Source organism: Mucilaginibacter aurantiaciroseus, assembly GCF_024055595.1.
In the GTDB taxonomy this organism is placed as follows: domain Bacteria; phylum Bacteroidota; class Bacteroidia; order Sphingobacteriales; family Sphingobacteriaceae; genus Mucilaginibacter; species Mucilaginibacter aurantiaciroseus.
This window is the reverse complement of sequence record NZ_JAMXOF010000001.1, coordinates 1,086,004-1,097,826: the sequence shown is the minus strand read 5'-3', so window position 1 is coordinate 1,097,826 and position 11,823 is coordinate 1,086,004. Positions and strand designations below refer to the sequence as shown.

Genomic DNA, 11,823 nt, shown 5'->3' with positions numbered 1-11,823 from the left:
ACTATAAAAGGCCTGAACAGATTAACTGCCCAGGCCTTTACTTCTTCACTTTAATTCTCAAAGGCTTAATTGCCTACTTCCGACATGAATTTGATGCGCATAAGCTGCACTTCTTCGCGGGTGTAGTCGTCAGAGCCAAGTTCTACCAGGGCATCATCGATAGAATCTATTTCGGCGGTTTTAAAGTAGTCGTAAACCTCTTCCTGCTTATCTTCGTCTATCATCTCATCGATGTAGTAATTCAGGTTGAGCTTGGTACCCGAGTTTACAATAGTTTCAACCTCTTTCAATATCTCCTCGTAGGTCAAGCCTTTTGAGGCGGCTATATCATCCAAATTTAAATGGCGGTCAATATTCTGAATAATGAAAACTTTAAGTGCTGATTTATTTGCGGCGCTTTTGATCACCATATCAATAGGGCGGTCAATATCATTATCTTCAACGTATTTCTTGATCAAGTCTACAAAAGGGGCACCAAATTTCAATGCCTTGCCCGCTCCAACGCCCGAGATCTGTTTCAGCTCTTCGGTATTGATAGGGTAATGCGTACACATTTCCTCTAACGACGGATCTTGGAAAATAACGAAAGGCGGCAATCCTTTTTGTTTAGCCAGTTTTTTACGTAGGTCCTTAAGCATCTGCAACAATGCAGTATCTAACGCACTACCACCCTGTTTAGGACCGTCTTCAACGTCATCTTCATCCATCGGGCCCATTTCCTGGTTTAACAGGAAGCGGATGCTGTACGGGTTCTCGATGAACGCGTTACCGGTTTTAGTAAGATGCAGCAGTCCGTATTGGTCAATATCTTTCGACAGGAAGTTATTCAGCAAAGCCTGGCGCATCAGCGAATTCCAAAGGTTCTCGCTCTGCTCAATCCCCGATCCAAAATAATCCAGTTTATCGTGTTCGTAATTTTTAACCTGCGCGTCATCTTTGCCCATTAAAATATTAATGATATGGCAATCGTCGAATTTCTCGCCAATCAGTTTAATGAGGCTTAATGCCCTGTGCAGGTGTTCCTCGCCATCAAAATGCACTTTAGGGCCACAACAGTTGTCGCACATATTGTTGCATCCAGCTTCGTTAAAGTTCTCACCAAAGTAATGCAGTAGCTGCTTACGGCGACAAACAGATGATTCGGCATAATCAATAACTTCCTTCAGGATCTGTGTGCCAATCTCGCGTTCGGCAACAGGCTTATCCTTCATAAACTTTTGCAGTTTATCAATGTCTTTTCCTGAATAAAATGCCACACAAACACCCTCGCCACCGTCACGGCCGGCACGGCCTGTTTCCTGGTAATAGCCTTCCATGCTTTTAGGCATATCGTGGTGCACAACATACCTAACGTCCGGTTTGTCGATACCCATACCGAAGGCAATGGTAGCCACAATAACGTCAACGTCTTCCATCAGGAATTTGTCTTGCGTATCGGCACGTACTTTAGGATCTAAACCCGCGTGGTATGGTAGGGCTTTTACACCGTTAAGGTTTAATGCTTCGGCAACCTCCTCCACCTTTTTACGGCTAAGGCAATAGATAATGCCCGATTTACCCTGGTTCTGCTTAACAAACTTTACAATTTCTTTTATAGCATTCCGCTTTGCCCTAACCTCATAAAACAGGTTATTACGGTTAAACGATGATTTGTAAACCGTGGCGTTATTCATTTGCAGGTTTTTTTGAATATCCTGCTGTACTTTTGGTGTTGCGGTTGCGGTAAGGGCTATGATTGGGATATCATCGCCAATATTGCTGATAACCTGGCGAATTTTGCGGTATTCCGGGCGGAAATCATGCCCCCACTCCGAGATACAATGCGCCTCATCAACAGCCACGAATGATATCTGGTTAAGCCTTAAAAAATCAACGTTCTCTTGTTTGGTCAATGATTCGGGCGCAACGTAAAGCAACTTGGTTTTGCCGCTCAAAACGTCGTCTTTAACCCTTAAAATATCTGCCTTGGTAAGTGATGAATTTAGGAAATGCGCAATGCTCTCCGAGCCTCCGAAGGCCCTTAGCTGATCTACCTGGTTTTTCATTAGCGCGATGAGCGGGGAGATCACAATTGCCGTGCCCTCGCTCATGAGTGCCGGTAGTTGATAACACATGGATTTGCCACCACCGGTAGGCATTATCACAAAGGTATCGTTACCTGCTAAAATATTAGTGATGATCGCTTCTTGCTCCCCTTTGAAATTATCAAACCCGAAAAAGTTTTGCAGGTTATCAAAAAGCGACTTCTTAGTCTCTATCATTATTTACTTGTACTTTTGGAAATTATTGATCAAAATAACAAAAATTTATAAATAAACGGTTAGTTCTGTTAAAAATTTTATACCATAATGATTATTTGATTAAAAACAATTTGCTTATTTATCCCTTTTTAAAACGGTAAAATCCCAATAGAAATATTTTAGTTTTACCTAATACTAAATTTACAAATTAATGCACATATTTAGCACGGATTTGCCAAATTAAAATCTATTACACAAACAATGAATAAAAATTACTACGCCATCATTATGGCAGGCGGAATTGGCAGTCGTTTTTGGCCAATCAGCAGAGCATCGCACCCAAAACAATTTATAGATATTTTGGGAACCGGCAAAACACTTATCCAAAACACCTACGACCGCTTTCTTAAAGTGTGCCCTCCCGAAAATATATACGTTGTAACCAACGAGAATTATACCAGCCTGGTTAAAGAACAATTACCGGGCATGGCCGATCAGCAGATCCTGACAGAACCTGTGATGCGTAACACCGCCCCTTGTGTGGCTTACGGTTGTTTTAAGATAGAAAGCATGAACCCTGATGCCGCCATCGTTGTAGCGCCATCAGATCACCTGATACTGGATGAGGCAGCTTTCGTTGCTGCCATCGAAAAATCTTTAAAGACCTCGTCAGAAAATAACTGCCTTATCACTCTTGGTATTAAGCCATCAAGACCTGATACCGGTTATGGTTACATCCAATATACTGATCAAACGCTTAACGACGATTTCCACAAGGTAAAAACCTTTACAGAGAAGCCTACCGTTGAGATAGCCAAAACCTTCCTCCAAAGCGGCGACTTCCTGTGGAACGCCGGCATCTTTGTATGGTCGGCTAAGGCTATTGTTGCATCATTTGACAGTCACTTGCCCGAAATGCATGAGATCTTTGCGGAAGCCCGTTCGGTTTACAATACCGATCAGGAGAAAGCATTTGTACACAAGGTTTACCAGCGCTGTATCAATATCTCTATCGATTATGGCATTATGGAGAAAGCATCAAACGTTTACGTACTCCCATCAGAATTTGGCTGGAGCGATCTGGGTACCTGGGCTTCTATTTACCAGCTTGCCGATAAGGATTATGTAGGCAATGCGGTTATCCCGTCAGAAAAAGTAATTATGTACGATAGCAGCAACTGTATGGTAAATGTACCAGGCGATAAGCTGGTGATATTACAAGGCCTGCACGATTACATCGTGGTGGAATCTAACAACTCCCTCCTGATTTGCCCACGCGACCAGGAGCAAAACATCAAGCAAGTAGTTGCTGATGTTAAGAGCAAGTTTGGAACGAAATACATTTAGAGGAGAATGTTAAGACAATAAGATCCAAGAATCCAGACAATAAATAAGCCCGGCTACATAATAGTCGGGCTTTTTAATAATGCGTAATTTCAGTCTTGATTCTTGATTTCTTGCTTCTATTTTCCCGCTTCGCGCTGCCTTATGGCCTCATATAATATCACCCCTGTTGATACCGATACGTTTAGCGATTCTATTTCGCCAAACATCGGGATCTTAGCCAGGTGGTCGCTGATGCGGATGATATCGTTGCGGATCCCGTCTTCTTCAGACCCCATGATAATTGCCGTTGGTGCGGTATAGTCCGGCGCATAAATATAGTCGTTGGTTTTCTCGGTACAGCAAACTAACTGTAAGCCCGACTCCTGTAAAAATTTAACGGTTTGCATGAAGTTATCGTGACGACAAACCGGAATCTTGTACAATGCACCTGCCGATGTTTTTATCGCATCGGGGTTGATCTGCGCCGAGCCTTTGCCCGGGATAACAATAGCATGTACGCCAGCACACTCAGCGGTACGGGCTATGGCGCCCATATTGCGTACATCTGTAATACTATCCAATACCAATATTAAAGGCACCTCGCCCCTTTCAAATACTTCGGGAATAATGTTTTCTATTTTCTGGTAGATGATTGGTGAAATAAACGCGATAACACCCTGGTGGTTTTTCATGGTAATGCGGTTCAGTTTTTCTACCGGTACTTGCTGGGCTGTAATATTATATTCGGTAGTTACATCGCGCAGCTCGGTTAATAGGCTCCCGCTTAAACCACGTTGTGTATATAAAGCCTCAATTTCTTTACCTGCCAATATCGCTTCAATCACTGCTCTTATACCAAAAACCATCTGATTGCCTTCGCGTGGTGGAGGTTTAGAATTATATGCCATTTTAATAAAATTATTTTTGCCAAAAATAGGGATATTAACTCATTTTATGGTTATCTAAGTAGAAGGATTAGCATCAGTGTTAACAATGCCTAACATAGGCTTACATTTATCAACACCCATATAAATGAGATACTTACAACGATATTAACACGTTATACACATTTGATGTTAATTACTACCATCGAAATTTATAGCCCTGATAATGTTTTCATTATGTGGAAAACTCATTTGTTAACTAATTAAAAACAGGCAAGAACATTTTTTATATATTTTTGTATGTCATGAATTTTGAGAACGATACCCCTAATTATAAACAGAATACTGACCGCAGAAGCAGGATCACAAATCCGCAATCTTTTGCTGGTAACGGCAAGCTACAGCCGCAAGCTTTAGACCTTGAAGAAGCCGTACTTGGCGCCCTGATGCTTGAAAAAGACGCCCTTTCATCGGTTATAGATGTGCTGAAGCCCGAAGTTTTTTACGAGATTAAGCACCAGAAAATATTTAACGCTATAAGCGTACTGTTCGAGAAAACATCGCCTGTAGACATCCTTACCGTAACCGCGCAATTACGCCAGCAAGGCGAACTGGAAATGATAGGCGGCGCATATTATATTACCGAATTAACTAACCGTGTAGCATCTGCTGCCAATATTGAGTATCACTCGCGGATCATTATTCAAAAATATATTCAGCGTGAGCTGATCCGCATCTCAACAGATGTTATAAATTCGGCTTATGAAGATACCAGCGACGTGCTGGATATGCTTGACAAGGCCGAGAAAAACCTTTTCGAGATTGCCCAAAATAACCTTCGCCGCGATTCGCGTAAGATGGACGACCTGGTGCACGAAGCATTAAAAGACATTGAGGCACTGAAAGATAAAAAAGACGGTTTAACGGGTGTGCCATCCGGCTTTACAGATCTTGACCGTATGACCTCGGGCTGGCAAAAATCCGACCTGGTAATTATAGCTGCCCGCCCCGCGATGGGTAAAACAGCGTTTGTACTAAGTTGCGCGCGTAATGCCGCTGTTGATTTTGATAAACCGGTGGTGGTGTTCTCGCTGGAGATGTCTTCAGTACAATTGGTTAATCGTTTGATATCCGGCGAAACCGAAATTGAGCAAGAGAAAATCCGTAAGGGTACTTTAGAAGAATGGGAATGGCAACAGATCCACTCAAAAATTGGCCGTTTAGAGGCTGCGCCGTTAATTATCGACGATACCCCATCGCTAAATATATTTGAGTTCCGCGCTAAATGCCGTCGTTTAAAATCACAGCATGATATCCAGCTAATCATCATTGACTACTTGCAGCTAATGCAGGGCAAGGCTGAAGGTAAAGGTGGTGGCGGTAACCGTGAGCAGGAGATTGGTAGTATCTCGCGTGCGCTTAAAACTGTGGCTAAAGAATTGAACGTACCGGTTATTGCGCTGTCGCAGCTAAGTCGTGCAGTTGAGAACAGGCCGGGTGGTTCTAAAAGGCCAATGCTATCAGATTTACGTGAGTCGGGATCTATTGAGCAGGATGCGGATATGGTACTGTTCCTTTATCGCCCCGAATACTACGGACTGGATGTAGATGAGGACAACAACCCTACCCAGGGCGTTGGTGAGATTATTATCGCCAAGCACCGTAACGGTGAAACCGGTAAAGTCAGGTTGAAATTCGTTGGTAAATATGTGAAATTCACAGACCTTGATCAGGGCATGAATAGCTTCGGTGCGCCGGGCGCTACTAATGCTTTCGCAGGCCTTAGTCCATCGCAAGATTTTGACAGCAAACCGAGCAACTTTATCATACGCCCATCAAGAATGGATGATATTGATGATGAACCGCCGTTTTAAAGAAAAAAGAAATCAAGACATAAGAATCAAGACAAAAAAGCCCGTTTAACTATTAAACGGGCTTTACTTTTAGTGTTCTTTTTTCTTGGCTCTTGATTCTTAATTTCTTGGCCCTCTCCTAATATTCGTCATCATCATCTTCCTCAAAACCCTTCGCAGAGCGATAAACCGATTGCAGTTCGCTAAAGGCGTGCATATCGCGTTTGGCTTTTGTTATTTCCATTCCTTTTTCGTATATTGTAATTGAGTCGCTTTTGCGGTTTAGGGCCTCGTATAATTTGCCCAGGTGGTAGTAAGTACCGGTATAGCCGGGGTGGTTATTAACCAAGTCTTCGTAATAACTCAGTGCCTTTTCGGTATCGTTAAGGCGCAGGTATTCAGTAGCCAGCGCGTATTTTAAAAATTCGTCCTCTGGTTCGTTCTGTATAAACGCTAATAGCTTATCTAATCTGCTTGTATCCATTTTAAACTCTCTCTTTTTTAACTTAAATTTGCAGTGTCCTAATTACAAATACCTGTAAAATATAAATCAATTATAATGAGCAAAATACTGGTATGTATCAGCAATGTTCCGGATACCACTACAAAAATAACCTTTACAGATAATAACACCCAATTTAATACAAATGGGGTCCAATTCATTTTAAACCCGTACGACGAGATCGCGCTGGCACGTGCTATCGAACTAACCGATGGCGGCAAAGGCAGCGTAACCGTTATCAACGTTGGCGAAGCTAACACCGAGGCTACCATCCGCAAGGCACTGGCTATTGGTGCTACTGATGCGGTACGTATCAATGCCAAAGCACATGACGCCTGGTTTGTGGCTTATCAAATAGCTGAATATGTTAAAGCAAATCCGTTCGATCTGATCCTGACCGGACGCGAGTCTATCGACTACAACGGCTCTAAAGTTGCCGGCATGCTTGGAGAGTTATTGGATCTGCCATCAGTATCCATCATCAAAAAATTGGATGCTACCGAAAGCGAAGCAACTGTTGAACGCGAGATCGAGGGTGGTAAAGAAGTAATTTCTATCCCTTTTCCCTTCGTAGCCGGTTGTGCCGAGGGTGTTGCTGAGCCTAAAATACCCAACATGCGTGGTATCATGAGCGCCCGAACCAAACCATTAACCGTGGTTGAGCCTGTAGCGGTAGACACATTATCAGAGATCATCAGTTATGAAACCCCTGCCTCACGCGGCCAGGTTAATTTGATTTCGGCAGATGATACCGCCAAACTGGTAGATCTGTTACATAGCGAAGCAAGGGTTATATAATTAAAGTTTTAACATTAATATTCTACTATGTCAGTTTTAATATATGCGGAAAACGCGGCGGGCAAATTCAAAAAATCAACTTTTGAGGCTATATCATACGCTAAGGCAATAGCCGCTCAAAATAACGCCAACCTTGTTGCCATATCAATCGGCGATGTTGCTGATGATGAATTAGCCGCTTTAGGTAACTACGGTGCCGAAAAGGTTTTAAACGTAAGCAACGATAAACTTAAGAACTTTGTAAACCAGGCCTACGCATCAATTATAGCCGAAGCTGCTAAAGCCAACGGTGCAGATATTGTAGTATTGTCAAACTCGTTCAGCGGTCGTGGCCTTGCCCCCCGTTTGGGTGTTAAGCTGCAAGCCGGTGTTGCCGATGGCGCTGTTGCTTTACCTGTACAGGATGGTGGCAAATTCACGGTTAAAAAAAACGCCTTTTCGGGTAAAGCTTTTGCTGTGGTTGAGTTAACTTCTGCCAATAAAGTTATCGCCCTAACACCAAATTCTTATAAAATTGTTAAAGGCGGATCTGCTGCCCCGGTTGAAGACTTTATCGTGGAAGCCAAAGCATCTGATTTTAAAGAGATGATCAAAGATATTGTACGCTCTACCGACAAGGTATCGTTACCTGATGCAGAGATCGTGGTATCTGCCGGCCGTGGTATGAAAGGCCCCGAAAACTGGGGAATGATAGAAGAACTTGCTAATCTGTTGGGGGCGGCAACTGCCTGTTCAAAACCGGTGTCAGACTCGGGTTGGAGGCCCCATAGCGAACACGTTGGGCAAACCGGCATAGCTGTCAGTCCAAATTTGTATATTGCGATAGGCATTTCGGGCGCTATTCAGCACCTTGCCGGGGTTAGTTCTTCAAAAGTTATTGTAGTAATAAACAAAGATGCCGAAGCGCCGTTTTTTAAGGTAGCTGATTATGGCATAGTTGGCGACGCGTTTGAAGTATTGCCAAAATTAATTGCTGCTGTTAAAGAGTATAAAGCATCAGCTTAAAAAATAAGATAAGATATCGCTGTGATGGGTAACGACATAAAAAAAATTAAGCTGGATATTGTAGGCCTTTCCTACAGCCAAACCCAGTCGGGCGCATACGCATTGGTGTTAGGTGAAATTAGCGGCCGCCGCAGGTTACCTATCATTATAGGCAGCTTCGAGGCGCAGGCCATAGCTATCGAGATAGAGAAGATGACACCAAGCCGCCCCCTAACTCATGACCTGTTCAAGAGCTTAGGCCAGGCTTTTAATATTACCGTGCAGGAGATTATTATTTATAACCTGATTGATGGGATCTTCTATTCCAAACTGATCTGCTTCGACGGTAAAAAGACGGTGGAGATAGATGCCCGTACTTCTGATGCCATAGCGGTATCGGTAAGGTTTGAATGCCCTATTTATACCTACGAGTTTATCCTGTCTACAGCTGGTATAGTGATAGAAGGTAATGACTTTGTATACCTGGAAAACATTAGCGAAACGCCTGAAGAAAAAACGCGTACATCTGCCGCCGGGGCATATACGACTTTGAGCGAGGACGAACTAAAAAATATGCTGCAACAGGCGCTGTCCGAAGAGGCTTATGAAAAGGCCGCCAAAATCAGGGACGAATTGACGAAGAGAAAATCTTCATAAAGCAAAAAGAGGAAGTCATCTGTAAGGTAGCTTCCTCTTTTACTTTCACGGGCGTTTTTTTGTGATTTAATGGCGGTTTACACTCGCTTTTAAGCCTTTCTCATATCGCTTTATTTCATTATTTTCAGCCTTTATTTTTTTAACTATTAATTATTTAAACCAGTGCTGTATGAATATTAAGTTTCGCTTAATACTGATGAATTTTATGCAATTTTTTATATGGGGGGCGTGGCTGCTCACCATTGGGGCATACTGGTTTCAAAACAAACAATGGTCGGGAGCGCAGTTTGGCGCCATTTTCTCTACAATGGGTATCGCTTCCATTTTTATGCCCGCAATTACCGGTATCATATCAGACAGATTTATAAATGCCGAAAAATTGTATGGTATTATGCACATTTTAGGCGCGGCAACTTTATTTTGCCTGCCTTTGGTACAAGACCCAAATACATTCTTTTGGGTGATACTGTTAAACATGATGTTCTACATGCCTACCCTATCCTTATCCATTACGGTAGCGTACTCCGCATTAAAAAACAACAACATAGATATTGTTAAAGAGTACCCGCCAATTCGTATTTGGGGTACAATAGGCTTCATTGTAGCCTTATGGACGGTTAGCTTAACCCATAACGAAACTTCATCCAACCAGTTTTACATCGCTTCTGCTGTGTCATTATGCTTGGGCATATATGCGTTTACCCTACCTAAATGCAGGCCGTTTGCAGTGCGTACGGGCAATAAATCATTCGCCAATCTGTTGGGCTTAAATGCATTCGCTCTATTTAAAACCCCAAGATTTGCTATATTCTTTGCCTTCTCATTATTATTAGGGGCAGCATTACAGCTTACCAATGCATACGGTGATACCTACATACACGACTTTGCAAAGTTTCCGGGTTATAAAGACCTGGTTCCGGTAAAATATCCGGCAATTATCATGTCCATCTCACAAATCTCCGAAACGCTGTTTATCCTGGCCATACCATTCTTTCTGCGTAAGTTCGGCATTAAGTATGTAATGCTTTTCAGTATGCTGGCATGGGTATTACGTTTTGGCCTTTTTGCCTTTGGTGATCCGGCCAACGGGCTTTGGATGATTGTATTGTCATGTATCGTTTACGGTATGGCGTTCGATTTCTTTAACATCTCTGGTTCGTTATTTGTGGAAACTCAAACCACACCGGAGATTCGCGGCAGCGCGCAGGGTTTGTTTATGATGATGGTAAACGGTTTCGGTGCTTTGTTTGGAAGCTTTGCCAGCGGCTACCTTATAGATAAGTTTTTTACCCATGCCGATCAAACTAAAGACTGGCACGGCATCTGGCTAACCTTTGCTGCATATGCATTGGTTGTTGCGGTGATCTTCCCTTTTGTTTTTAGATACAAGCACAATGCGGCTTTAAAACATGCTATAGAACACGCCTAAGCCCTATCAACCCATATGAAAAAACATTACCGTAAATAGAACGACTGCCTCAATTGCGGCCATCTTAGAAGGTAAATTTTGCCATAACTACGGCCAGGAAAACCTGGAAATCAAAGAAAGCTTTGGCCACATGCTAAACCATACCGTAAGCGATTACTTCCATTTCGATTACTAGTTTTTTCATACGATGAGGCCGCTGTTTTTAAAACCCGGGCACCTTACAAAAGGATATCTGGCCGGCCGCCGTGCACAATATCTTCATCGGGTTAAAATGTACATTTTTATTAGCCTAATATTTTTTGTGATATTTTTTCAGGGCAATAAGCATGAAAAGGACAAAATAAGCGACGATAAAAAAAAACGGGGCAAAAAACCAGTGATAAAGCTAAAACAGCTATTTATAAAGGCATCTATGCCAATAAAAACCTAAACGCCGAACAAAAGAAGTTACTATCTGAAAAGATAAAGGCTTTTGTGCCAGATACATCAGCGAAAGAAATAAACGCCGATATGGAGAAGGATTATACAAAATTAAAAGCGCGCAATACCGATGAAGAAGGCAGGTTCACATTTTTTTAGCTCCGAAAACGTAGACAAGTTTGCAACTTACGACGATTATCTTATTAATTAAGCTAAGCTTTATGCCGATTGACGGGACAATATGCTGGAGTGGTACCTTATTAAAAAGAACGACGACTGGAAAGGTCAAGGTAAAAAAGCAAAGGATATTTTACAGGAGGGCTTTAAGCACAATGACCCTAAAATAATGTTCTTGCTGTTGCCCCTATTCGCGCTGATATTAAAGAATCATAAGCTTTATGTAGAACATATCATTTACGCCATATACCTGCATTGCTACCTATTCTTATTTTTAAAAGTCACAATACTTATCGGCTTAATACTACCCAATAGCCTGAGTGGTATTGTTGATGTAATAAACGCGGTAATAACTTTTACTATCATCTGGTGTATCTATCGTTCGTTGCGTGTGGTTTATAATCGCAACCGCTGGCGCACGGTGAGCAAAATGGTTGGGTTATCTATCATTTACACCTTTGTGTTTAAGTTAAGCTTTTTTATCATACTTATTATTACCGCGGTTACTACAGTATAAAACAGAAAAGGTCCCGATATGTAGGGACCTTTTCTG

The 11,823-nt window shown here is 42.3% G+C and carries 11 protein-coding genes; 8 read left to right on the top strand and 3 right to left on the bottom strand.

The features are described from left to right. Window positions 1-65: 65 nt before the first annotated feature. Complete coding sequence (recQ, locus tag NAF17_RS05040; protein ID WP_252757479.1) at window positions 66-2,258, bottom strand: DNA helicase RecQ; 2,193 nt, start codon at window positions 2,256-2,258, stop codon at window positions 66-68. 243 nt (window positions 2,259-2,501) lie between these two features. On the opposite strand from recQ, the gene NAF17_RS05035 reads away from it, so the two are divergent. Continuing rightward, entirely contained in the window at window positions 2,502-3,587 is a 1,086-nt protein-coding gene (locus NAF17_RS05035) for a mannose-1-phosphate guanylyltransferase (RefSeq protein ID WP_252756887.1), read from the top strand. A gap of 116 nt (window positions 3,588-3,703) precedes the next feature. Here NAF17_RS05035 and rlmB read toward each other — a convergent pair whose 3' ends face one another. Beyond that, complete coding sequence (gene rlmB / locus NAF17_RS05030; RefSeq protein WP_252756886.1) at window positions 3,704-4,474, bottom strand: 23S rRNA (guanosine(2251)-2'-O)-methyltransferase RlmB; 771 nt, start codon at window positions 4,472-4,474, stop codon at window positions 3,704-3,706. Between the two features lie 281 nt (window positions 4,475-4,755). Between rlmB and dnaB the strand changes: the two genes are divergently transcribed. Further along, window positions 4,756-6,324, top strand: a complete 1,569-nt coding sequence (dnaB, locus tag NAF17_RS05025) for a replicative DNA helicase (protein WP_252756885.1) — start codon at window positions 4,756-4,758, stop codon at window positions 6,322-6,324. A gap of 118 nt (window positions 6,325-6,442) precedes the next feature. On the opposite strand, the gene NAF17_RS05020 is transcribed toward dnaB, so the two are convergent. Continuing rightward, window positions 6,443-6,787 (bottom strand): tetratricopeptide repeat protein, encoded by a 345-nt coding sequence (locus NAF17_RS05020; protein WP_252756884.1) that lies wholly within the window; start codon window positions 6,785-6,787, stop codon window positions 6,443-6,445. A 75-nt stretch (window positions 6,788-6,862) separates the two neighbouring features. Between NAF17_RS05020 and NAF17_RS05015 the strand changes: the two genes are divergently transcribed. The 6 genes from NAF17_RS05015 (at window position 6,863) to NAF17_RS04995 (ending at window position 11,787) form a co-directional block, all read left to right on the top strand. Continuing rightward, complete coding sequence (locus NAF17_RS05015) at window positions 6,863-7,603, top strand: electron transfer flavoprotein subunit beta/FixA family protein (protein WP_252756883.1); 741 nt, start codon at window positions 6,863-6,865, stop codon at window positions 7,601-7,603. Window positions 7,604-7,630: 27 nt separating this feature from the next. Then, window positions 7,631-8,608, top strand: a complete 978-nt coding sequence (locus NAF17_RS05010; RefSeq protein ID WP_252756882.1) for an electron transfer flavoprotein subunit alpha/FixB family protein — start codon at window positions 7,631-7,633, stop codon at window positions 8,606-8,608. A gap of 36 nt (window positions 8,609-8,644) precedes the next feature. Then, window positions 8,645-9,244: a bifunctional nuclease family protein gene (locus tag NAF17_RS05005; protein WP_252757478.1), complete on the top strand. Its 600-nt coding sequence runs from the start codon at window positions 8,645-8,647 to the stop codon at window positions 9,242-9,244. A 169-nt stretch (window positions 9,245-9,413) separates the two neighbouring features. After that, the gene (locus tag NAF17_RS05000) at window positions 9,414-10,673 is read left to right on the top strand and encodes a nucleoside permease (RefSeq protein ID WP_252756881.1); all 1,260 of its coding nucleotides are present in this window, start codon (window positions 9,414-9,416) and stop codon (window positions 10,671-10,673) included. A gap of 187 nt (window positions 10,674-10,860) precedes the next feature. Continuing rightward, complete coding sequence (locus NAF17_RS18275) at window positions 10,861-11,103, top strand: DUF3667 domain-containing protein (protein WP_370340638.1); 243 nt, start codon at window positions 10,861-10,863, stop codon at window positions 11,101-11,103. Between the two features lie 231 nt (window positions 11,104-11,334). Then, on the top strand, window positions 11,335-11,787 hold the full coding sequence (locus NAF17_RS04995; protein ID WP_252756880.1) for a hypothetical protein: 453 nt from the start codon (window positions 11,335-11,337) through the stop codon (window positions 11,785-11,787). Window positions 11,788-11,823 lie beyond the last annotated feature (36 nt).

Bases quoted from the DNA above. Each gene is read 5' to 3' on its own strand.
- NAF17_RS05015 (WP_252756883.1), top strand. From the start codon at position 6,863: ATGAGCAAAATACTGGTATGTATCAGCAATGTTCCGGATACCACTACA.
- NAF17_RS05010 (WP_252756882.1), top strand. From the start codon at position 7,631: ATGTCAGTTTTAATATATGCGGAAAACGCGGCGGGCAAATTCAAAAAA.
- NAF17_RS04995 (WP_252756880.1), top strand. From the start codon at position 11,335: ATGCTGGAGTGGTACCTTATTAAAAAGAACGACGACTGGAAAGGTCAA.
- NAF17_RS05000 (WP_252756881.1), top strand. From the start codon at position 9,414: ATGAATATTAAGTTTCGCTTAATACTGATGAATTTTATGCAATTTTTT.
- rlmB (WP_252756886.1), bottom strand. From the start codon at position 4,474: ATGGCATATAATTCTAAACCTCCACCACGCGAAGGCAATCAGATGGTT.
- NAF17_RS05035 (WP_252756887.1), top strand. From the start codon at position 2,502: ATGAATAAAAATTACTACGCCATCATTATGGCAGGCGGAATTGGCAGT.
- NAF17_RS05020 (WP_252756884.1), bottom strand. From the start codon at position 6,787: ATGGATACAAGCAGATTAGATAAGCTATTAGCGTTTATACAGAACGAA.
- NAF17_RS18275 (WP_370340638.1), top strand. From the start codon at position 10,861: ATGAGGCCGCTGTTTTTAAAACCCGGGCACCTTACAAAAGGATATCTG.
- dnaB (WP_252756885.1), top strand. From the start codon at position 4,756: ATGAATTTTGAGAACGATACCCCTAATTATAAACAGAATACTGACCGC.